Below are 21,840 nucleotides of genomic sequence, written 5' to 3' on the forward strand. Positions count from 1 at the left end.
CCTTGCCTATGCGCATGCTCCTGACCCTGCTGCTGCTCGCCCTGCCGGGCCTGGCGGGGGCGGAGCCCTTGCCGGTGACGCTGTTGCCCCCCGAGGTGTTGCTCGGCCGGGATCCGGTGGTGGTGGTGCGGGTGGCGACCCCACCGGACGCCCCGCCCCTCCGGGCCGCGGCCTCCACGGGTCGGCTCACGCCCCAGCGCTCCTCCAAGCCCGGCGAGTCCCTGTTCATCTGGACACCACCGGACATCCGCTACCCGCTGCTGGCGGTGCTCGCCTTCTGGACGGACTCGCCCGACGGCCCGCCGGAGATCACCCGCGTCCCCATTCCGCTGCTGGGCCGCAACGAGCTCACCGTGGACACGGCCGCGGGCGCCCAGGTGGTGGTGGAGGTGGCTGGCCGCAGCTTCGGCCCCGCCCGCGCCGACCGCCGGGGCAAGGCCAAGGTGACGGTGCAGGTGCCCCCGGGGGTGAGCAAGGCCAGTGTGCGCGTCACCTCCACGCGCCAGCGGCCCTCGCTGCGCACCATCCCCCTCGACGTGCCCCCCGAGCAGCCCCTGCTCGCGGTGATGAGCCCCGAGTCCCTCCCCGCGGGTGGGGGCGGCTGGCTCGTCCTCATGGGGGAGCAGCCCGTGCCGGGCTCGCAACTGCGCCTGCGGGTCCAGGGCGCCAGTACCCAGGAGGAGCTGCCCAGTGTCTTCCGCGTGAAGCCGGAGCCCGGCGCGAACGCGGTCGTGGTGGACGCCCAGCGGGCGGATGGCACCGGCTCGGCGCGTCTCACGACCCATGTGGTGGCGGCCGTGGCACGCTTCACCCCCGCGCCCGCCCCCCCCGCCCTGGTGGTGCCCCTGGCCGAGGTGATGCCCGGGCTCGTCCTCGGGCCCGTGGTGGTGGCTCCTCCCCGTCCCCCGCCTCCTTCCCACCCCTTTTCCGTGCAGGTGTTGGCCGGGGGCTTTTTCGCCGGGGGGGACAACCGGGGGCCGCTGGCCTCGCTGGGCGTGGGCTTCCAGCTTCCTCTCCTCCACGGTCGCTTCACCCTGGAGACCGAGGCGGGCCTGCGGCGCTCCACCTCCCACCCCCTCGTGGAGGGCCTGGGCACGGTGGACTCCCGGGTGGTGGCCTACCCCCTGTTGTTCTCGGTGAGGGGGCTGGCGTTCGAGCTTGGACGCTTTTCCCTGCACGGCCGCGTGGGCGCCGGGCCGACGTACTACAATCACCGCGCGACGGGCTCCTTCTTCGACACCCCGCTCGTCCAGCAAGGGCGCACCTTCATGGGCTTTGTCGCGGCACAGGCCGTCTGGCGTCTGGGCGCGGTGAGCACCCTTCTCGAGGTCCGCGCGGGCCGTGCCGCCGCGAGCGCCTCGTTCGTCGATGCCCAGCTCGGCGGTCTTTCCGCCTGCGTGGGCCTGAGGTACCGGTTATGAGCAAGCGGTTGATCCCGGTGCTCGCCACGGTGCTGAGCGCGTGCGAGCCCTCTTCCACCCTGAAGCCCTTCCAGATCCTCGACGTGACGCCCCTCACCCAGAAGACCAACGAGTCGACGAGTGTCCGGGTGCGGCTCGACACGGATCCGGCCTTCCTGGTGGACTACGGCGAGCCCGCGGCCCGGATGGTGGGACAGCCCCAACTGGTGATGGGCTCGCGCACCCTCCCCCTCACCTACCTGGGCCATGGCCTGTTCGAGGGCACCGTGGAGCCGCTGGCGGTGGGCCAATACACCGTCGGCGTGAACCTGGGCGATGGGCGCGAGGCCACCTTCGCCACGCCCTACGTGGTGACGGCGGTGCAGCCGGAGCTGCCGGTGGCGCGAGCGACGTACGATTTCACGCGCATCGAGCCCCAGGTCCAGGGCCGGCCCTTCCTCGTCACCATCACCGTCAACGTGCGTGGACAGGTGGAGGGCGCGCCCCCCTACGAGGGCACCGCCGTGTTGGCGGTCTACAGCGGGGGCAAGAGCGCCTTCGAGGTGCAGCTGGGTCCCTTCGGGGCGGGCAAGATCCAGCAAGAGGTCATCATCGACCAGTCCGGCGACGACTTCGTCGCCAAGATCGAGGACGCCCTTGGGGAGCAAGCGTTTTCCAACGCCTTCCCCGTGGCTCCCTCCGAGAGCTGATTCACGAGGCACATGAGCACGGACTCTTCTTCTCCCTTCTCCTGGCACTTCAACCTCGGCCGCATCCCGGTCGTCGTCGAGCCGAGCTTCTGGCTCATCACCGCCATGTTCGGCCTGTACGGCCAGATGGACGACTGGCGCCGCGTGCTGTCGTGGGTGGCCGTCTGTTTCGTCTCCATCCTGCTGCATGAACTGGGACACGCGCTCATGGCGATGAGCCTGGGCTGCGACGTGGCGGGCATCCGGCTCTATGCCTTCGGCGGACTGACGTACCCGGACCGGATGCTCAGCCGCTGGCGCGACGTGGCCGTCACCGCCGCCGGACCGTCCGCGGGCTTCCTGTTCGGCGGATTGATGATCGCCGTCAACCACTTCGTGCCCCCGCAGACGCCGCTGGCCCACACCATCTTCCGCCAGCTCATGTGGGTGAACTTCGGCTGGGGCATCATCAACCTGCTGCCCGTGCTCCCCCTGGACGGCGGACAGATTCTGCGCGGCGTGCTGGGCCCCACCCGGCAGCGACTCACCCTGTGGGTGGGGGTGATTTTCGCGGGCGCGGTGACGGCCCTGTTCCTCTTCCTGCGCGCGTTCTTCTCCGCCTTCATGTTCGGCCGCATGGCGTACGACTGCTGGCAGGCCCTGTCGGTGACCCGCGACGTCAAGCCGCTGCCCCCCGTGCAGACCGCGGAGCCCGAGCCGGAAGCGCTCGCGCGCGGCTGGCAGGCGCTGCGCTCGGGCCAGGAGACCGAGGCGGCGCGGCTGGCCCACCTGGCGCTCTCGTCGGCCCGGCCGGGCGCGGAGACCAACGCGGCGAGGGATCTGCTCGCCTGGGTGGCGCTCGCCGAGGGCAACCCCCGCGCCGCCCTGTCCCATCTGGAGAAGGTGCAGCCGCCCCAGGACACGCGGCCCTTCAGCTGGGCCATGGCCTACGAGGCCGCGGGCCTGCCGGATCGCGCCCTCGCGCCCGCGCTCGCCGCGCTCGAGCGCGAGCCCTCCGAGACGGTCGTGGCGCTGGCGGTGCGTCTGCTCGTGAAGGCACGGCGGCTGGAAGAGGCCGAGCGCACCGCGCGCGACTTCGCCTGGAAGTCCCTGGCCCGGCGCGACGCGCTGCTCGCGGACATCGCGGTGGCCCGGGGAGACTTCGACGCGGCGGCGGCGCTCTTCGCGGCCACCTTCGAGAGCACCGGCCGCGCCGAGGAGGCCTACCAGGCCGCCCTCAACCACGCGCGCAGCGCTCAACTGGAGCGCGCCGCCGAGTGGCTCAAGCGCGCGCTGGACGCGGGGTATGACGACCTCGAGGCCGTCGGCCTGGAGCCCGCGCTCGCCCCCGTGCGCTCCGCGCCGGAGATCGCCGCGCGGCTCGGTCAGCGCAAGCCCTGACGGGCGAGCTCCACGGTGCGCGCCATGTCCCCGGGGAGCGGGGACTCCAGGCGGCGCGCGCCCACGCCCGGCAGCGCGGGCCACTCCAACCGGGCCGCGTGCAGGGGCGTGCGGGCCAGCACCACGTCCTCCCCCTCCCCGCCCAGCTCGCGCGCCGTCCACGGCGTGTCCCGCCCGTACTGGTGATCCACGAGCAGCGGGTGTCCCAGGGACAACAGGTGCACGCGAATCTGGTGCGTGCGCCCCGTGAGCGGCTCGGCCTCCACGAGCGAGGCCGAGGAGAACACCTCCACGGGTTGAATCCGCGTCGTCGAGGGCTTGCCCTCCTCGCCCGGCCGGGCCACCCGCATGCGGCCCTTGCGCGCGGGCGCGAGCGCCGCGTCCACCACGACGGGCGCCTCCAGCCGGCCCTCCACCAACGCCAGGTAGTGCTTGTGCACCGCTCCCGCCTCGAAGGCCATGGACAGCGTGCGGTGGACCTCGGGCGTCAGGGCGAACACCACCACGCCCGAGGTGTCCCGATCCAACCGGTGCACCACGAACACCTTGCGCTCGAGCTCAACCTCCAGCACCTCGCGCAGCGAGGGGGCGCTGTCCTCGGAGCGCCCGGGGATGACGAGCATCCCCGCGGGCTTGTCCACCGCGAGCACTCCCCCGCCCTCGAAGAGGACGGGGACGCGCGCGCCGCTCACTCGTAGTCCGAGGCCGGCACCACCTTCACCGACCCCAGCCCCTTGAGCTGCTTCTTCACCGCGGACGCCTTGCCCAAGAGCACGATGAGCGGGGGGTTGGGGAAGAGGTACTTCGCCGCCACCTCCAGCGTCTGCCGGGGCTTCACCGCGTGCAGGCGCTCGCGGAACTTCTCCACCCAGTCGTCCCCGAGCGCGTGCACCCGGATGTCGCCGATGATGGACGCCACCGACTCGTTCGTCTCGGTGCGCATGGGGTAGAGCCCCGCCAGGTAGCGCTGCGCCTTCTTCAGCTCCGCCGCGCCGATGCCGCCCTCGCGCACCTTGGCCACCTCGGCGAGCGTCACGTCGATCATCTCCCGCGTGCGCTCCGTCTGGGTGAAGGTGGAGATGGCGAACACGCCGCCCACGTTGAGCATGTCGAAGTAGCTGCTGATGCCGTACGTCAGGCCGCGCTCCACGCGCACCTCGTTCACCAGCCGCGAGGTGAAGCCACCGCCGAGCACGTTGTTCATCGCCGTGGACGGGAAGTAGTCCGGATGCCCCATGCGGAAGCCCGGGCCCCCGATGCGCACCTGCGTCTGCGTCTGATCCGGCTTGTCCACGAGCAGGATGCGGCCCGAGGCCATCTTCCCCAGTTCGGCGATCCGCGGTGCCACTTCCGGTCCGCCCGTCCAGCCCGCGAAGGCCTTCTCCGCCTCGTCCAGCACGAGCTTCGGATCCACCGCGCCCACCACCGACAGGAGCGCCACCTTGGGCCCCAGCCGCTCGCCGTGGAAGCGCACGAGATCCTCGCGCGTGAAGGTGCGCACGTGCGCCGAGCTGCCGCCGATGTCATGGCCGTAGGGATGCCCGCCCCACAGCGCCCGGGTGAAGGCCCGATCGGCGATCGTCGACGGATCATCCAGATCGTTGGCGAAGCCCGCCAGGGTGCGCTCGCGCGCCAGCGCCACCTCGCGCTCGGGGAAGGACGGCTCGCGGAGGATCTCCCCGAGCAGCCCGATCATCGCCGGGAAGTGCTCGGCGGGCGTGGTGACGAAGAACGACAGCAGGTCCTCGTTGCTGCCCACCGAGAAGCTCGCGCCGACGAACTCGATGGCCTCGTCGATCTCGTCCGCGCTGCGCTTGAGCGTCCCGCGGCGCATGAGCCGCGCGGTGAAGTCCGCCAGGCCGTGCTTGTCCTTGGGGTCCACCGCGCTGCCCGCGCGCACGACGAGCCGCATGGCGACGAGCGGCAGCGGTCCCCGCTCGGCCGCCAGCACCGTCAGCCCGCTGGAGGTGGTGCTCTCGTGCAGGGCGGGCAACATCAGCGCGCTCGTCGCCGGGGCGGCTGGCTTCTTCTGGGTCGTGCTCTTCCGGGCCGCCATCACGCGACCTCCTTCGCGTCCACCGCCGCCTCATCCCCGGCCCGGTCCACGGGGGCCGTGGGCCGCACCGTCACCACCGAGCGGCGCTCGGGCGCGAAGTACTTCGCCGCCACCGCGCGCACCTGCTCGTTCGTCGCGGCCGCGTACACGCTCGGCAGGCTCAGCCCGTCCCGCCACGAGCCCAGCAGCGCCTCGTAGTGGCCCATGGCGTGGGCCCGGCCGCTGTTGGTGGCCAGCTCGCGCAGGTGGTCCGCGCGCAGGTTGTTCTTCGCCTTCTGCAGCTCGCGCTCCGTGAGGCCCTCGGCCACCAGACGCTCGAGCTCCGCGTAGAGCGCCTCCTCCACCTTGCGCGGATCCGAGTCCGGCTTGAGCTCCAGGAAGAAGAGGATGATGCCCGGGTCCACGCGCCAGCCCCAGTCCACGCCCACCGACACGGCGAGCTGGGTGTCATAGACGAGCTTCTTGGTGAGCCGGCTGCCCTCGCCCTTGGCCAGCGCGTATTGGATGACGTCCAGCAGGAGCGTGTCCTCGTCGCGCGCGGCCGGGCCGCGGTAGGCGATCATCAGGGCCGGGGACTGGGCGGGGTGGCGCACCTCGGCGCGGCGCTCGCCCTTCTGCTCGGGCTCGGCGTCGAGCACGGGCGCGGGCGTGGGGCCCTTGGGGATGTCCCCGTAGTACTTGCGCACCAGCGCCAGCGTCTTCTTCGGATCGATGTCCCCGACGATGTAGAGCACCGCGTTGTTGGGCGCGTAGTAGGTGCGGAAGTACTGCTCGCAGTCCTGGCGGGAGATGTTCTCGATGTCCTTCTGCCAGCCGATGACGGGCCAGCGGTAGGCGTGCGCCTTCCACACGAGCGTGCCCAGCTCCTCGTCCATGATGCCGGTGATGTCGTTGTCCACGCGCACGCGGCGCTCTTCCAGCACCACCTGGCGCTCGCTCTGGAGCGCCACGTCGTTGATGCGCAGGGAGCGCATCCGGTCCGACTCCAGGTCGAGCACCGTCTCCAGCGCGTCCGAGGCGAAGTCCTCGTAGTACACGGTCATGTCCGTGGACGTGTAGGCATTGGAGCGGCCGCCGTTGGACTCGAGCGTCTGATCGAACTTCTTGGGGCCGTACTTCTTGGCCCCGTTGAACATCATGTGCTCGAACAGGTGGCTGATGCCGGTGATGCCGGGCCGCTCGTTGCGACTGCCCACCTGGAAGAAGGTGTAGAGACTCACCACCGGAGTCTGGTGGTTGGCCAGCAGGCGTACCCGGAGGCCATTGGGCAGCGTGGCCTCCTGGACGTCGAACAGGGAGAGGAGGACGGGATCCGCCTTACGCGCGGCGGGTTTCGCGGGAGCCTTCGCCATAGAGGCTCACCGTATAACGACTCCTCGCCAGGGCAAGCACGCCTTTCACGTGGGAACTGTCGGGCATACTTCCCTTTCGCCCCCCCGCCGGAGTTCCCCATGCCCCCTGCCGCCATGCCGTGGTCGTCCGAGCACCTGCGCGACCCCTACCCCTTCTATGCCTCGCTTCGAGAGGCCGCCCCCGTCCTCCAGGTGGAGGCCTTCGGAGGGGCCTACGCCATCACCCGCTACGACGACATCACCGCCGCACTGAAGAACCCGGGAATATTCTCCTCCCAACGCGTGGCCCCCGTGGTGTCGCTGAAGGCGGAGAGCGGCGAGAAGGCGCGCGGGTACTTCGGCAACACGAAGAACCTCATCTCCGCGGACCCGCCCGAGCACACGCGCCTGCGCGCCCTGGTGGGACGGGCCTTCACCCCCCGCCGCGTCGCCGAGCTGGAGCCGTGGATGCGCGCCCTCACGCGCGAGCTGCTCGATCGCATGCTCGCCCGGGAGGAGTTCGACCTGATGGAGGAGCTGGCCATTCCCCTGCCCGTCATCGTCATCAGCGAGCTGCTCGGCGTGGAGCCCGAGCGCCGCGAGGACTTCAAGCGCTGGTCGGACCACGTCGTGCAGACGATGGCCATGAGCGTGGGCACGCGCGACCCGGCCCCCATCCTCGCGGGCCTCCAGGAGTTCCACGCCTACCTGGAGCAGATCATCGAGCAGCGACGGCACGAGCCACGCGGGGATCTCATCAGTGCCCTGCTCGAGGCCAGCGAGGGCTACCTGGACGTGCCGGATCTCATCTCCTTCACCCGGCTGCTGCTCGTCGCGGGCAACGAGACCACGACCAACCTGTTGGGAAACGCCCTGGTGGCCCTGCTGCGCCACCCCCGGGAGCTGGAGCGGCTGCTGGGCAATCCCTCGCTCACCCCCTCCGCCGTCGAGGAGGCGCTGCGCTATGACGGGCCCCTGCAGGCGATCGTGCGGGTGACCTCGGAGGACACCCAGGTCGCGGGCCATCCCATTCCCGAGGGAGTGCGCGTCATGCTGCTGATCGCGGGCGCCAACCGCGACCCCCGCCGCTTCGTGGAGCCGGACCGGTTCGACATCACCCGCGACAATCCGGGCTCGTTGTCATTCGGGCATGGCGTGCATTTCTGCCTCGGCGCGCCCCTGGCGAGGCTGGAGGCGAAGGTGGTGCTCGAGGAGTTCGTCTCGCGGGTGCGCCACGTCTCGTTCGCTCCCGGCCAGGAGCAGAGCTTGAACTGGGGCAACTCGCTGCAACTGCGCGGCCCCCGCGCCCTGCGCTTGAGGGCCGAGCGGCGCCCCACCCCCTGAGAAGCCCCGCCATCCCTCGAACGACCGAGGACGATATGACCACCCCCCATCGCTCGGCGCGCCCCAGCTCGTCATCAACAGCCGCAGGCTGCACCGGCGGTACGTTGCTGTTTCCGGAAGGCGCAGGCGCGCTGCGCCCGGGCGCCTTCGCTTCCATGGGCCTGGGAGTGGACAATCCGCGCTGACTCGCCAGGGGCAATGGGAACGGGGCTGTTGCTCGTTCTGGCATTGCTGTCCAACGCCTGTGCGTCGCTGAGGCCTCCGCCCGGCCGGGGGATGAGGCTGCACTACACGCCGCACGAGGCCACAGGGTCCGCGGCGGTCGCAGGGCCGAGCGAGGAGTCTCGGCTTGCCCGCTCCTCCCCGCCACCCTCCCCGCCTGGACCCGAGGCACCGGAGCGGCTGCACCGGCGCCGGGACTCGCGGGAGGCCGTGATAGCGGCGGGCCCTGGCAGGGTTGAGGGGAATGCGTGGCTGAGCGCCCTTGCGGCCCACGTGGCGTTTCTCGGTGCCCTGGACGAAGTGTCCGGCTCCTCGCGCCGCCTATCCAGCGAGCTCTCCAGGCTCAAGGCCAGCCACCCGGGCGTTGCCGGTGTCGGCAACGGCATCTTCGTCCGCTACGTCGACTACGGCGAACGTCAACTGCGGTGGATTGACGCCGAGCTCGCAGCCGCCACCCGGCTGGCCACCACCGCCTCGGAGGTGGAGGACCCGGACATGCAGCTTGCCCTCCTGCGCCTCGCCGGCCCACGGCTGGAGGCCGCCATGATGGGCTCCTTCCTGATGGCCGTGTGGTTCGACTTCCTCCACCTCACCGACGCCGCGCTCTCCCGGCACCTCTATGGCGTGGAGACGCTGTTCATGAACATGGACCGCCTCCAGAAGATGCTCGAGCCCACCATGACGGCGCTCTCCTCGTTGGAGCCAGAGCAAGTGGAGGCCGCGGCGCAAGACGTGCCCGCCCTGGTAGGACACCTCACCGGCGAGTTCGCCGCACTCCGTGAGGCCATACGCAAGGGGGCGGAAGTCCTCCAGAAGGCGCTGGCACTGAAGGAGGCCATGGAGGCGCTCACCATGCTGTCGGCGCTGAGGTTCTCCCTACCCCGGCTGCTGCCGCGAGCCGGCCCCGCCACGCTCGGCGTGGGCTTCATGGTGAGTTCCAACGGCGTGATGATGGGCACACGGATTGTCGTCTCCGCCGAGTGGGTGGAGATGATGCGCCAGTTGGTGCGGGCGGGCGTCCTCTCCGTGCCCGCCATCAGCGCCACCGTGCGGATTCAGGCCGGCCAGGTGATGATGGCCGAGGCACACGGCGAGCTACCCAGGGGCGTGCGCGAGGCGCTGGGCGACAGCCCCGAGGTGCGGGGCATGCGCGTGACGGGCAAAACAGGGGCCGGCATGGCCGAGCCCCCTCGGCACCACGTCATGCCGAAAGAGTTCCGCGAGTGGTTCGAGAAGCGCGGGTTCACCGGCGAGATGGACATCAACAAGTTCTGTGTCACGCTGCAGCAGGCACACCACCAGGCAATCCACGGTGGTGGGAACTGGAAGTTGGGGCGCAAGTGGCCCGGCGAATGGAACCAGATGCTCATGGATGCGCTGCTCAAGGCTGAGTCCAAGGCCGGCCGGATGTTGACGCGGAACACGATCCTGGAGGTCGTCGCGGAGCAAATGATGAAGTACAGAATCTCAATGAATTTTGTCCGCTGTGGTGGGAGATGAGCGACGGGCGTGCTTGGGAGGGCAATGTGAAGGCGCGCCTGTATGCGCGGGTCCGCGAGCGAGGTTACGATTCGCTCACCGCCTTCGCCGAGGCGCGCCCCACCGCTTCACTGGTGGCGCTGGCGGACGAGCTTGGTCCGGACGACATCGCGGCAGTGCAGGTGTTCAGTGGGTTGGTGGCCGAGGCTGAGCGAAGCCGCAAGGTCACGCGTTTGGTGCGTGGGCAACTCGTGCGCGAACTGTCTCAGCGTCTTCCCAACGGCTGGCCGGCCGTGCTCGACGACGCAAACCGCCTCAAGGTTGCCGTGGCGCTCGGCACGTGGTTTGCCTACACTCCTGAAACCCATAAAGAGCGCGTTGACAAGGTTGGCGATTCACTCCTCGCCACGCCGCCGCTTCCCGGATGGCTCCCGCACGGGCCCGACGACGAACTGCTGCTGACTCTCCTGCCTGACGAAGAAGCCTGAGCTTCACCCCTGGAGAGAACCATCCAGCGTGGATGGCGGAGTTCCAGAGGACCCGTGAACCCCATGGCCCTGAGAGGCGGCCCGAACCAGGGGACACTCCCCTCCCCTGGCTCGCTGGGTATGCTCGCCGCCCATGCTCTCCTTCGACACGCCGACGCATCGCTTCCACCTGCGCGCCGCCGCCGTCATCCGCCAGGGCACGCGCGTGCTGCTCCACCGCCTGGAGTCAGACACCATCTGGGCGCTACCAGGCGGGCGCGTGGAGCCCGGAGAAGAATCCGCGGCCACCGTGCTCCGCGAGCTGCGAGAGGAATTGGGGCTCGAGGCCGCCGTGAGCCGTCTGCTGTGGGTGGCCGAGAACTTCTTCCCGCACGCGGGCCGTCACTACCACGAGCTCGGCATGTACTTCGAGGTCACCCTCCCGGACGACAGCCCCGTGTTGACCGGCCCCGGTCCGTACTTCGGCTCGGAGTCCGGGGTCGTGCTGAGATTCCAATGGTTCGCCCTCGAGGAACTCGAGCGACTCGACGTGCGCCCCGCCTTCCTCAAGCGCGCGTTGGGCTCGAGCTCGCCAGTCCCCAGGCACTTCGTCTTCCGTGACGAAGCGGACGACCCGCCCCCCCGCCGTTGAGCCCAACCCATCACGCTCCCATTACGCCCCTGTTGCTACCGCGGCATCATCATAGGTGATCAACATCTATACTGCGGGCGATGCTCAGCCGTCCGTCAGCCTCAGCACCGACTCGGGAAGCCGCGCTCCCTGCACCGTGATCTTCGCAGCCGCGACCTCGATCTCTCGGAGGTCGTCCGCCGTGAGTTCGACATCCGCCGCGCCGACGTTCTCCTCCAACCGGTGCAGCTTCGTGGTCCCGGGAATTGGCACGATCCACGGCTTCTGGGCGAGCAACCAGGCGAGTGCGATTTGTGCGGGCGTCGCCCTCTTCCTCTCGGCGATCCGCTTCAGCAGATCGACCAGGGCCAGATTTGCCGCGCGGACCTCAGGAGCAAAGCGCGGGACCTGATTGCGGAAGTCGGTGCTGTCAAACTGAGTGGTGGTATCGATCTTTCCTGTGAGAAAGCCCGCGCCTAACGGGCTGAATGGCACGAAGCCGATCCCCAACGCCTCACACATCGCCAGCACGCCGTTCTGTTCCGGATCCCGCGTCCACAGTGAGTACTCGCTCTGCACTGCGGTGAGCGGATGAACCGCGTGTGCACGGCGGATCGTCTTCGCGCTTGCCTCCGATAGACCAAAGTGCTTGACCTTGCCCTCCTGAATCAGCTCCTTCACCGTGCCGGCGACGTCCTCGATCGGCACATTCGGGTCGACGCGGTGCTGATACAGAAGGTCGATCGTTTCGACCCCGAGCCGCTTGAGCGAGCCCTCCGTCACCTGCCGGATGTGCGCGGGCCGACTGTCGAGTCCGTAGCGACTACCGTCCGGGTTGAGCCCGAAGCCGAACTTGGTGGCGATCGTCACCTGTTCTCGGAAGGGGGCAAGCGCCTCGCCTACCAACTCCTCGTTCCTGAAGGGGCCGTAGGCTTCGGCGGTGTCGAAGAAGGTGACGCCGAGTTCGACGGCAGCGCGAATGATCTTGACTCCTTCCTGCTGGTCGACCGGTGGGCCGTAATTTGCGCTGAGCCCCATGCTGCCGTACCCGATCGCAGAGACTTCCAGGTCGCTGTTTCCGAGTCTGCGTTTCTGCATCTCTCCTCCCATACGTCGTAGGACCTCATTTCTTTTCGAAGACCTCTTTGGCCACGGTCACGGCGGTGATTGCACTCGGCCAGCCGGCATAGAAGGCGAGGTGCGTGATCGTCTCGACCAGTTCCTCCTGCGTCACGCCGTTGTCGCGGGCGCGGGCGAGGTGCGAGCGGAGCTGGTCGGGACGGTTCATGGCGATGAGCGCGCTGACAGTCACGAGGCTGCGGTCGCGAGGCGAGAGCTGAGGGCGCGTCCACACATCACCGAAGAGCACTTCGTCGGTCAGTTCGACCAGCTTCGGCGAGAAGTCGCCGATCAGTTTCTGGGCGGGCGTCGGTTGCGCGGTTTGCGTTGATGCCTGGGGAGCGGATGGTCCCCTTACGGGCATGCGGTATTGCTCCTCGGTGACCTTCTCCAGCCAATCGGTGCTCTTGCCCTCGAGCTGTTCCACGATGGCGATATGCGCCATCGACGTTGTCGGCGCCGCTCCATGCCAGTGCTTCACGTTCGGCGGAATGCGGACGACGTCCCCGTGCCGGATCTCGTCGACCAGTCCGCCCCACTGCTGCACGCGCCCGGTTCCGGCCGTGACGATGAGGATCTGACCGAGCGGATGGCTGTGCCATGCGGAGCGCGCGCCCGCCTCGAACGTGACGAGCGCGCCCGCCGCCCGCGCCGGATCGCTGGCCTGAAACAGCGGGTCGACGCGGACGGAGCCGGTGAAGTTTTCGGCCGGCCCCTGCCGCGACGGCTGCGTGCCGCGCCGAGCGATGGTGATGGTTTGAGCGGATGCGGAAGCGGCGAGAAATAGGGAGAGAACGACCGTAGCGAACACGTTCATGGGAGTTCCTCTTGGAGGTTCAATCCAGCCCCTTCATGGTTGGATTTTCAGCGATGAAGTCGGCCCCGCGCATCCTGCGAGCCCGGCCACGAGCGGAGTTGCACCCATCGCCACCACACCCTTGAGAACGTCACGCCGGCTGCTTCCTGCCGTGCCGGGACGCTCGGGCTGATTCCTCTTCGAACGCATGTGTGTTGCTCCCTTCATCGTCCTACGACGTCTGCTCTTCGGTGGTACATCTCAACCCAGCTCAATCCAGCCCCTTCTGCGCGAGAAACCGAGACAGAAGGTCGGCGATCTGGACATTGTTGAGATCCGACATGGGGAAGTGCGTATTGCCGCGAACCCCGGCCTCGGGCAGATGCACGACAGTCGCGTCACCGCCGTGGCGGTTCACCGCATCGCGGAACTGCCTTGCCATGGCGAGCGTGACTCGCCACTGGTCCTGGCCCGGATTCATGGTTGGATTTTCAGCGATGAAGTCGCCGTAATACATGACGATCGGGATCTTCGTGAGCTGCATGAAGTCCGACAGCGGCACCTCGACGCCTCTGACCGTGGCGCCGGTGAACGTCGTCAACTCAGGTGCTTCGCCCGGCGGGAAGGCGAAGCCAGCACCCGGTTCGTAGGAAACGATGGCTCGCACATTTCTGTTCTTGATCGCCGTGCTCCAGCCGAGTCCACCGCTCTGTGAGTGCGTGACGAGAATGCCGGGCCCGATCCGGTCGAAGAGTGCGGAAACCGCGTTGGAATTGACTTCCGCGTCGTAGGGGCCCGTGTTGGGCACCATCTGCCGGAAGAACTGGTTGAGTGCCTCCGGATCGCGCGAGAACTGCACGCCTGGGTAGAAGTCCGGCCACAGGCCAAGGCGGAAGATGCCGAACCAGAGCTGTTCGTCAGGCGCAGCCGTAATCGTGATGGGCTGAGTGCTGCGTGCCGCGCGGCCGCGTCGTGGTTGATCGATCAAATACACCGGAAAGCGACGGCGCAGGAAGATGTTCTGGAATCCCTCTCGGCCATCCGGCGTGCTCTCCCACGTCCTCGCGGACTGGCCATGGCCGTGCCAGAACACGAGCGGAAGCTTTCTGGCACTTGCCGGGAGCTCATAGGACACAGAAACGTGATCGCCGTGCAACGTCTGCCCCGCGGAGTCGGGCCCCGCGGGGTTGTAACCGCCCTGTTTGATTGGGTCGAACGTGCCGGGCGCGGTGATGACCGTTCCGCCGGCTGCGAAGCTGCCTTGCTCCTGAATGAGCAGCGGCCCGGGTTGATTGTCTCCGGCCGTGGTTGCACACGCGGAGGTAATGAGCGCGACGGTGATCAGCGCAAAGGCAGTGAGGTATTTCATCGGTCCAATCCCTTCTGTGGCCTGGAACAGCGCCGTCCACGCATCAGCGCCGTATTTCGCTGAAGCACCCGCATCACGTCTCTCCCTGGGGACCGGAGGGACCCTCCGTTGACGTCCAGAGAAATACGGCCCGCTGCCGCCAGGGACTAGACGGCGAGGTGTTGATGGGCTGTTAAATCAGCTTTGACAATGCGGCGCGAACTCCACGGGCCTTGGGGGTCCTCGAGCAGTCCGCCGAGCAGCCGCCCCCCGCCTCGCGAGGCGGGGGCGCACACGCATGAGGCGAGGCCCACCGGGGCCCGCAGGAGCTCTCCTGATGAAGACGGCCGTCCTCCCGCACCTCCAGGTATTCCTCGATGTGGCGCGCCTGCGCAGCTTCAGCGCCGCGGCACGCGAGCTGGGCGTCTCCACGGCCGCGGTCAGTCACTCCGTGCGCCAGCTCGAGGGACAACTGCGTGTCGTGCTGCTCACCCGCACCACGCGCAGCGTGGCACTGACGGAAGCGGGGCGGCGCCTGGTAGAGGGCGCGGGGCCCGGGCTGGGCCAGGCGTTCGAGGCCCTCAAGGAGGTGTCGGCCCAGCCGGGAGAAGTCGTGGGGCAGCTGCGGCTGACGGTGCCGGGGGTCGCGGTGCCCTACGTCATCACCCCGGTGCTTCCTACCTTCCGCGCGCGCCACCCTCGGGTGGAGGTGGAGGTCGTCGTCGAGAATCGCTTCGTGGACATCGTGGCGGAGGGCTACGACGCGGGCGTGCGTCTGAGCGAGGCCATCGAGCGCGACATGGTGCAGGTGCGGCTCTCCAACGCCTTCCGCTTCGTGGTGGTGGGTGCGCCCGGCTACCTCGAGCGGCATGGGACGCCCGAGCGCCCCGAGGACCTGCTGCGCCACGAGTGCTTCACCCTCCGCGTGCCGACGACGGGGGCGCTCTTCGCCTGGGAGCTGGAGCGCGGGCGCAAGAACTGGCGCGTGCCGGTGCGCGGGAGCATCGTCACCAACGACAACGCGCTGAGGCTGTCCCTGGTGGAACAGGGCCTGGGGCTGACGTACGCCTTCGAGCCAGCGCTGGAGGATCAGCTGCGCACCGGGCGGCTCGTGCGGGTGCTCGAGGCCTATGCCCCTACCGTCCCAGGCTTCTTCCTCTACTTTCCCAGCCGTGCGCAGCGCTCCGGGCCACTCCGGCTCTTCCTCGAGACGGCCAAGGAGCTGCTGATGCAGAAAGGATGACACTCACGCGATCGGCCAGCGGCAGCACGCGTCAGAAGAAACTCCGCCTGGATGAATGGCGCGGCCTTGGACGGCAGGGGCCGCGAGCGGTTTGTCAGACACCGCCAACCAGCGGGTCCCCCAAGGCGATCCGCGCCTCATCGTTAAGAGTGGGCTCGGCTCAAAGCGGCGGGTTGCTCTGCATGGAGGTGGCGGGAATCGAACCCGTGAACAAGGCGATGGAACTCCCCCAAGCCGGGCGGTGTGCGACAGGCGGGGGCCTCCTCACTGTCCGCGAGAGCGCGCCCGCTGGCACCGCTACCGCCCTGGGAGCCCTCCACAGGCCCGGGTTGCGGCTACCGTGTGCCGCTCCCCCCGCAGGCTCGTCCCTTGCTGTCGGGGCGGGCTGTCATACTCCGAACAGTCCCACCAGGACCCGCCAGGTCCTGACCTGGTTGGAGGATGTAGCCATGCGTTTCCGAGCGTGCATCGCCCTGCTGCTCTACGTCTCCGCCTGCGCTACGTCAGCGCCGAGCCCAAGAGAGCCAGCGGCCCGAGACCCGAGGCTCGCCAACCTCCAGCGAGCGGCGACGCTGCCCTGGACGGACGGGGGGCGGTGTGCCGTCCGCGAAGCTTCCGAGCCCTGGCCCGTGCTGGCGGAGCGGTGCTATCAGGCCCTCGACCATGACCGGCTCGAGTTTCACGACCTCACGGGACGATGCGCGTTGGCCTCCGCGGGCGCCGCGGCCATGGGGCTCGGGGTCTGCGTCCTCGCGGCGCCGGAGCTCGTGGTGGGCGCGGTAGTTGTGGCGGGCGTGGTGGTGGTGGGCTTCGCCATCAAAGAGGCCCTGGAGGCTTACGAGAAGAGGGGCCGTCCCCAGGTTCGGCCGCCTACGCTGCCGGTGCCGGAGACGCAGCCGGTGCCGGAAGCGCGGCCCGTGCCTGAAGTGAAGCCCGTGCCTGAAGTGAAGCCCGCCCCGCAGGAGACCTCGCCGGAAAAAGGGCCCAAGCCGGAGCCCAAGGGGCCGGATTTTTTCCCGCCGCTGGAGCCACCCGAGGCTTTGGAGCGAGAACGCCGCCGCAGGTGCGAACCCATCCCGGTGCCACACGAGGGCAAGGATGACGCACATAACCAGTGCGCCGATCAGTTTCCGCCCAACCGCTATCCCGGAATGGACGTGCTCGTGGACGGTGTGAGCTTCGATGCGCTGCAAGTCGGCGTGCGTGTGCTGTGGGAGATCAAGACCCATCAATTTGATACGTACCCTGACTTTATCCAGGACAAGGAGATTGATAAGGAAATGAAGCAACTGGACAAGGAGCGAAAAGCTGCGGCGGCATGTGGATATGACTTCGTAGTTGGCGTGAGCACCGACGCGCACAAACTCGCGCTGCTCAAGCGAGATTCCACCTTCAAGATCGCCGTCACGGGGTGCAAACGATGACTACGCGAAAAAGACTCGGAATCGTCGTCTACGCGCCTGCGCTCGTGGGCAACGACCGCCGCGCGCTTGATAGCGTCCATGGAATGGAAAGGGCGCTCCCCGGCTTGCGCTTGGAGTGGAGAGTTACCGAGAGGCGACGGCTTGCCGCGTTGCCGCAGCGCGACGCGTGGCTCGTAGAAAGGATTGAGGACGGGGGATTCCCGCTCCTGTGCAATGGCGACGAGAGCTATCCCGTGACGGTTTCGGGAAGGGGGAGATCGGGACTCTTCAGCCCAGGCGGTCAGGACCAGCTTGAAGTGCATGCAAGACTGCCACTGGACGAGCCCGTGATCGCGTCAGCGGCGGCTGTGCTTGAGGGCGTGGCGGAGGGGGCGTGTGCGCTATGGGGGCGTGCGACGCCAGACGACGCTGAAGGGGACATCGCGTATCAGACAGCACCCACGCTTGAAGGGCCGCCGTCCCCACGCCGGGGGTTGCCCGCCCTCAAGCTCTTCGAGCACATCCGCTCGCCAGAGATTCCCTACTACCTTGGATGGCTGAACTACTGGTCGGCCGCTGCCGCACGGGCTATCGGCTTTCCGGACCCGGCCCGCGACGCGGAGCTACTGTCACGCTCACGGCGTACCGTGACGGGAGGGTGGGTTGTACAGCTCACCGATGCGCCGCTCGACCTGGACAACCCCGCGCACCTGGACGCGCTCAAACGGGCCTACGAGCGCTTCCCAGAGATCGGCGGGCGCTCGGCCCCGTGAGGCTCGGCACTGCTCGCGGTGGCCGTGCTCAGGGCGCCGCCTTCTGGCTCACCGGGAAGGTGACGTTCCCAAGGGTGACGGTGCGTGGCCCCCCTGCCTCCCAGAGTTTGAGGGTACAGGGGTAGCCGAGCTGCGGGTTCCCCTCGATGCCCACCACGACGGCACCGGCACCATTCGCGGGAATGGGTGCCTCTTGCCACCGGGAAAGTTCCACCTCTTCCCCCGTAGAGTCCACCAACGCCGCCCCCGCCAGCGTCCAGGGCTCAGCGCCGGGGTTGGAGAGGCCCAGCCGCACAGCCACGCTTGCCGGGCGGGTCTCGCCCTTAACGGTGTAGCTGTAGCTCCAGGCTTCATCGAGCCGCAGCGCGTTTGCTGGCTGCTCCCTCACCCACGAGCCAAGCTTCTTGGACGCCACGACCCCGCCCCCCTCAGCCAGGCGGCCCCCATGAGCCCGCCCGGCTCCTGACGCTCGGCCAGAAGCCGCGCTTTGTCCTCCTGGCACTGGCGCGCTTCGGCCTGTGCTTCGTCACGCTCTTTCTTGAACACCGCGGGCGGGCGCGGTTGGCGGAACACCTCTACGCGCCGCGTCCCCCGTGACGGTCGCGTACAAAGGGCAATGCCTAGTTCCAGAGGACCCGTGAACCCCATGGCCCTGAGAGGCGGCCCGGACCAGGGGACTCCCCTCCCCTGGCTCGCTGGGTATGCTCGCCGCCCATGCTCTCCTTCGACACGCCGACGCATCGCTTCCACCTGCGCGCCGCCGCCGTCATCCGCCAGGGCACGCGCGTGCTGCTCCACCGCCTGGAGTCAGACACCATCTGGGCGCTACCAGGCGGGCGCGTGGAGCCCGGAGAAGAATCCGCGGCCACCGTGCTCCGCGAGCTGCGAGAGGAATTGGGGCTCGAGGCCGCCGTGTGCCGTCTGCTGTGGGTGGCCGAGAACTTCTTCCCGCACGCGGGCCGCCACTACCACGAGCTCGGCATGTACTTCGAGGTCACCCTCCCAGACGACAGCCCCGTGTTGACCGGCCCCGGTCCGTACTTCGGCTCGGAGTCCGGGGTCGTGCTGAGATTCCAATGGTTCGCCCTCGAGGAACTCGAGCGACTCGACGTGCGCCCCGCCTTCCTCAAGCGCGCGTTGGGCTCGACCTCGCCAGTCCCCAGGCACTTCGTCTTCCGTGACGAAGCGGACGACCCGCCCCCCCGCCGTTGAGCCCAACCCATCACGCTCCCATCACGCCCCTGTTGCTACCGATGCACGCACGGGACACATCAATCGAGTGTTCCGCGGATTCAGCTCTCACGCGGAGATGGAATGGACCGATCTGCATTCAGGACTCCCGCGGGCCCGACTGACGGTGTCCCCGGGCGACGGCGGGAAGGACTCCGGAGACAAGGCGTGACGCCACCGGAGCTCGCGGGCAGCGTGCACGCCGGCGCGGTCCGGCACCTCGTGGAAGGGGCCGAGCGCGCTGGCCTGGATGTACGGCCGCTCCTGGCCGGACTGGACATCCCGGAAGCCGCGCTCACCGACCTGGACGGGCGCGTTCCCCTGGAGCGCTATGTGGCGCTGTGGAAGGCGGCCTCGGCGCACGCCACCTCCGCTCCCCTGGGCCTCGTCGTCGGCCGGGAGCACCGTCCCGAATACGGAGGGGTGCTCATGTACCTCCTGGGCCACAGCGCCACGCTGGAGGACGGACTGACGCGCGTGCGGCGCCACCAGCGTCTCGCCCATGAACTCTTCATCCCCGAGCGGGTACGGGACGGCGACGTCGTTCATTTCCAGCGGGAGCTGCCTCCGGCCATCGCGGAGGTGGGCGCCCTCGCCGAGATGCTCGTGATGATGTGGCTCACCACCGCCCGCCAGCTCACCGGAAGAGACGGCTGGCCGCGAGAGATCGAATTCCAACACGCGTGTGCCTTCGAGCCGAGCGTCTATTCCGAGGCCTTTCACTGTCCGGTGCGGTTCGAGCGGCCGAGGACGCGGGTGAGCGCCGATCCCTCGGTGCTCGACATACCGCTGCGCCACGCCGATGCCCTGCTGTGCGCCCACCTCGAGCGCCATGCCGCGGCGCTCCTCGAGCGCGTCCCAGGGGAGGAGCCCCTCGCCCACCGGGTGCGCGGCCTGTTGAGGGAGGAGCTGCGCGGCGGAGATCCCTCCCAGGAGCGCATCGCCAGAGGCCTCGCCCTGGGCACGCGAACCCTGCAACGCCGGCTCAAGGACGAGGGGGTCGCGTTCAACGATCTGCTCGACGAGCTGCGCAGGGAGCTGTGCCTGATGCACCTGAAGGATCAATCCCTCTCCGTGCAGCAGGTGGCGTTCCTCCTGGGGTACGCGGAGCCGAGCGGGTTCTACCGCGCGTTCCGCCGCTGGACGGGAACGACGCCGCAGGAACTGCGCGCCCGTCAGCACTCCCTCCGGTTCACGGCGGGCGAGTCACGCCACGCGTCCGTCTGAGCCAGTCTCAGCCCAGGCCACGGCGCTGTCGCCAGACGCCACACCTTTGTCGGGCGCGGACACTGGTGGGTGGAGCCGGAAACAGTCATGACTGAGACACGAGCACAGGGCACACCCAGCGCCTGGTTCGCGCGGACATGGCAGTCCACTCCGCGCCGCCGCGTGCCGCCGTGCTCGCCACCGGACACCCGCGTCCCCGCGGCGTGTCGCACCAGGAGAATGAGCATGTTGAAGAAGAGCCTCATCGCCGTGGGCTTCGCCCTCTCCCTCGCCGCCTGCATGGGCCCGCCGGACGACGCCGAGAGCGCCGAAGCTGGCGCGCAGCCCGTGGAGTCCGTGCAGCAGCCGCTGCCCTCGTCTGGCTGGACCCGGACCTATTACAGCGATGCCACGCGCACGACGGTGGTGGGCATCGAGCAGTACGACTGCGATCCCGACTACCGGACGTTGGAGGGCGACAAGTCGAACTATTACAAGATGTTCTATTACGACTGCCCCGGCTTCGATAACCCCTTCTACCCGCAGACGAAGTGCTGGAGCTGCACGTCGGCGACGTCGTGCACCCTCGTCTCCTGCTAGCGGGAGTGGGGGCGACCACGAAGGGTCGAGCCTCGCCCGGGAAGGGGCTCGCCGCGGCTCAGCCCCTTTTCCTCACATGGGGAGGAAACTTTTTTTCAGGACCTACGAAAATAGGAACAGTTGCTCCCCCTGCGAACAAGCGAGTCCGCCCCCATGGTCGCCATTTCCCGCGCCGCCCCCTCCGCCGCCCTCCGCACCACCGCGGCCCTGTCCAACCCCGTGTTGCGCGAGGGGGCCCGGGGCGCCTCCGTCACCGCGCTGCAGAACAAGCTCAAGGCGGCGGGCTTCAACCCGGGCGCGGTGGATGGCGCCTTCGGGCCCAAGACGGAAGCGGCGGTGAAGGCCTTCCAGAAGGCGCACGGCCTCGCGACCGACGGCATCGTGGGCCCCAAGACGTGGGGCGCCCTCAACAAGGCGGGAGCGTCCTCGGGGGGCTCGGGCCCCACGCTGCGCGAGGGCGCCAGGGGCGAGGCGGTGCGCGCCCTGCAGAACCGGCTCAACGCCCTGGGCTTCAACGCGGGGAGCGCGGATGGCGCCTTCGGCCCCAAGACGGAGGCGGCGGTGAAGGCCTTCCAGAAGGCCCGCGGTCTCACCGCCGACGGCATCGTGGGCCCCAAGACGTGGGACAAGCTGGGCATCAAGGTGAGCGGCGGCTCGGGCCCCTCCGCCCCCTCGGGCGGTGGCCGCGCCGTCACCGGCTACGTCAACGGCGTGCCCCGGCAGATCAACCTCAGCGGCATTCCCAATGGCAAGGAGATGCGCTCGGACGCGGCGGCCGCCTTCAACCGCATGCACGCCGCGGCCGCCCGCGCCGGCATCAACCTGCACGTCAACAGCGGCTTCCGCTCCATGGCCGAGCAGCAGGAGCTCTACCGCAAGTACTTGAACGGCACCGGCAACCTCGCCGCCAAGCCGGGCTACTCCAACCACCAGGGCGGCATCGCCGTGGACGTCAACGTGGGCAGCACCAGCAGCGCCACCTACCGGTGGATGGCCGCCCACGCCGCCGAGTTCGGCTTCAAGCGCACCGTGCCCTCCGAGCCCTGGCACTGGGAATTCCGGCCGTGAGCCCGTGCTGAGCGGCGCCCCCCCCGCCGCGTCC

The 21,840-nt window shown here is 68.8% G+C and carries 21 protein-coding genes; 14 read left to right on the forward strand and 7 right to left on the reverse strand.

Annotation, left to right across the window (positions count from 1 at the left end; translation table 11 throughout):
• The first annotated feature begins 8 nt into the window (after positions 1–8).
• The 3 genes from CYFUS_RS26190 to CYFUS_RS26200 are packed head-to-tail and all read left to right on the forward strand — an operon-like array spanning position 9 to position 3,490.
• Positions 9–1,421: a hypothetical protein gene (locus CYFUS_RS26190; RefSeq protein ID WP_095987713.1), complete on the forward strand. Its 1,413-nt coding sequence runs from the start codon at positions 9–11 to the stop codon at positions 1,419–1,421.
• The gene (locus CYFUS_RS26195) at positions 1,418–2,110 is read left to right on the forward strand and encodes a hypothetical protein (RefSeq protein ID WP_095987714.1); all 693 of its coding nucleotides are present in this window, start codon (positions 1,418–1,420) and stop codon (positions 2,108–2,110) included. The genes CYFUS_RS26190 and CYFUS_RS26195 overlap by 4 nt, the downstream gene beginning before the upstream one ends.
• Before the next feature lie 12 nt (positions 2,111–2,122).
• Entirely contained in the window at positions 2,123–3,490 is a 1,368-nt protein-coding gene (locus CYFUS_RS26200; RefSeq protein ID WP_095987715.1) for a M50 family metallopeptidase, read from the forward strand.
• Here the strand turns inward: CYFUS_RS26200 and CYFUS_RS26205 are convergent.
• From CYFUS_RS26205 to CYFUS_RS26215, 3 genes are read right to left on the reverse strand one after another with little or no spacing between them, the layout of a single operon-like run.
• Entirely contained in the window at positions 3,475–4,182 is a 708-nt protein-coding gene (locus CYFUS_RS26205; RefSeq protein ID WP_095987716.1) for an RluA family pseudouridine synthase, read from the reverse strand. The two genes, CYFUS_RS26200 and CYFUS_RS26205, sit on opposite strands and share 16 nt — an antisense overlap.
• Positions 4,179–5,546, reverse strand: a complete 1,368-nt coding sequence (locus tag CYFUS_RS26210; RefSeq protein ID WP_095987717.1) for a M16 family metallopeptidase — start codon at positions 5,544–5,546, stop codon at positions 4,179–4,181. Before CYFUS_RS26210 ends, CYFUS_RS26205 begins: the two co-directional genes overlap by 4 nt.
• Positions 5,546–6,898: a M16 family metallopeptidase gene (locus tag CYFUS_RS26215; protein WP_095987718.1), complete on the reverse strand. Its 1,353-nt coding sequence runs from the start codon at positions 6,896–6,898 to the stop codon at positions 5,546–5,548. The genes CYFUS_RS26210 and CYFUS_RS26215 overlap by 1 nt, the downstream gene beginning before the upstream one ends.
• 99 nt (positions 6,899–6,997) lie before the next feature.
• Between CYFUS_RS26215 and CYFUS_RS26220 the strand changes: the two genes are divergently transcribed.
• The 4 genes from CYFUS_RS26220 (at position 6,998) to CYFUS_RS26235 (ending at position 11,041) form a co-directional block, all read left to right on the forward strand.
• Positions 6,998–8,221 (forward strand): cytochrome P450, encoded by a 1,224-nt coding sequence (locus CYFUS_RS26220; RefSeq protein WP_095987719.1) that lies wholly within the window; start codon positions 6,998–7,000, stop codon positions 8,219–8,221.
• A gap of 495 nt (positions 8,222–8,716) precedes the next feature.
• The gene (locus tag CYFUS_RS26225; RefSeq protein WP_232536805.1) at positions 8,717–9,943 is read left to right on the forward strand and encodes a TIGR02269 family lipoprotein; all 1,227 of its coding nucleotides are present in this window, start codon (positions 8,717–8,719) and stop codon (positions 9,941–9,943) included.
• Complete coding sequence (locus CYFUS_RS26230; RefSeq protein WP_095987721.1) at positions 9,940–10,410, forward strand: NUDIX hydrolase; 471 nt, start codon at positions 9,940–9,942, stop codon at positions 10,408–10,410. Before CYFUS_RS26225 ends, CYFUS_RS26230 begins: the two co-directional genes overlap by 4 nt.
• A 133-nt stretch (positions 10,411–10,543) precedes the next feature.
• Entirely contained in the window at positions 10,544–11,041 is a 498-nt protein-coding gene (locus tag CYFUS_RS26235; protein ID WP_095987722.1) for an NUDIX hydrolase, read from the forward strand.
• An 84-nt stretch (positions 11,042–11,125) separates the two neighbouring features.
• Here the strand turns inward: CYFUS_RS26235 and CYFUS_RS26240 are convergent, their stop codons facing one another.
• From CYFUS_RS26240 to CYFUS_RS26250, 3 genes are all read right to left on the reverse strand, one after another.
• On the reverse strand, positions 11,126–12,118 hold the full coding sequence (locus CYFUS_RS26240) for an aldo/keto reductase (protein WP_095992235.1): 993 nt from the start codon (positions 12,116–12,118) through the stop codon (positions 11,126–11,128).
• A gap of 25 nt (positions 12,119–12,143) precedes the next feature.
• Complete coding sequence (locus CYFUS_RS26245) at positions 12,144–12,956, reverse strand: cupin domain-containing carboxymuconolactone decarboxylase family protein (protein ID WP_095987723.1); 813 nt, start codon at positions 12,954–12,956, stop codon at positions 12,144–12,146.
• Positions 12,957–13,206: 250 nt separating this feature from the next.
• Positions 13,207–14,304 (reverse strand): alpha/beta hydrolase, encoded by a 1,098-nt coding sequence (locus tag CYFUS_RS26250; protein WP_198316070.1) that lies wholly within the window; start codon positions 14,302–14,304, stop codon positions 13,207–13,209.
• A 316-nt stretch (positions 14,305–14,620) separates the two neighbouring features.
• Here CYFUS_RS26250 and CYFUS_RS26255 point away from each other — a divergent pair, with 316 nt between their 5' ends.
• The 3 genes from CYFUS_RS26255 (at position 14,621) to CYFUS_RS26265 (ending at position 17,702) form a co-directional block, all read left to right on the forward strand.
• A complete protein-coding gene (locus tag CYFUS_RS26255) occupies positions 14,621–15,526 on the forward strand; it encodes a LysR family transcriptional regulator (protein WP_095987724.1) in 906 nt (301 codons plus the stop codon).
• 449 nt (positions 15,527–15,975) lie between these two features.
• Positions 15,976–16,950, forward strand: a complete 975-nt coding sequence (locus tag CYFUS_RS26260; RefSeq protein ID WP_095987725.1) for a DUF6310 domain-containing protein — start codon at positions 15,976–15,978, stop codon at positions 16,948–16,950.
• Positions 16,947–17,702 carry a DUF5953 family protein gene (locus CYFUS_RS26265; RefSeq protein WP_095987726.1) on the forward strand — a complete coding sequence of 252 codons (756 nt, stop codon included), beginning with the start codon at positions 16,947–16,949 and terminating at the stop codon, positions 17,700–17,702. The genes CYFUS_RS26260 and CYFUS_RS26265 overlap by 4 nt, the downstream gene beginning before the upstream one ends.
• Before the next feature lie 28 nt (positions 17,703–17,730).
• Here CYFUS_RS26265 and CYFUS_RS26270 read toward each other — a convergent pair whose 3' ends face one another.
• Positions 17,731–18,117: a DUF2381 family protein gene (locus CYFUS_RS26270; protein WP_157758660.1), complete on the reverse strand. Its 387-nt coding sequence runs from the start codon at positions 18,115–18,117 to the stop codon at positions 17,731–17,733.
• Positions 18,118–18,416: 299 nt separating this feature from the next.
• On the opposite strand from CYFUS_RS26270, the gene CYFUS_RS26275 reads away from it, so the two are divergent.
• The 4 genes from CYFUS_RS26275 (at position 18,417) to CYFUS_RS54025 (ending at position 21,806) form a co-directional block, all read left to right on the forward strand.
• Complete coding sequence (locus CYFUS_RS26275; protein WP_095987727.1) at positions 18,417–18,914, forward strand: NUDIX hydrolase; 498 nt, start codon at positions 18,417–18,419, stop codon at positions 18,912–18,914.
• A 186-nt stretch (positions 18,915–19,100) separates the two neighbouring features.
• Positions 19,101–20,159 (forward strand): AraC family transcriptional regulator, encoded by a 1,059-nt coding sequence (locus CYFUS_RS26280; RefSeq protein WP_198316072.1) that lies wholly within the window; start codon positions 19,101–19,103, stop codon positions 20,157–20,159.
• Positions 20,160–20,384: 225 nt separating this feature from the next.
• Positions 20,385–20,738 carry a hypothetical protein gene (locus CYFUS_RS26285; RefSeq protein ID WP_095987729.1) on the forward strand — a complete coding sequence of 118 codons (354 nt, stop codon included), beginning with the start codon at positions 20,385–20,387 and terminating at the stop codon, positions 20,736–20,738.
• 153 nt (positions 20,739–20,891) lie between these two features.
• Positions 20,892–21,806: a peptidoglycan-binding protein gene (locus CYFUS_RS54025; protein WP_095987730.1), complete on the forward strand. Its 915-nt coding sequence runs from the start codon at positions 20,892–20,894 to the stop codon at positions 21,804–21,806.
• Positions 21,807–21,840: the final 34 nt, after the last annotated feature.

This window comes from Cystobacter fuscus (genome assembly GCF_002305875.1).
In the GTDB taxonomy this organism is placed as follows: domain Bacteria; phylum Myxococcota; class Myxococcia; order Myxococcales; family Myxococcaceae; genus Cystobacter; species Cystobacter fuscus_A.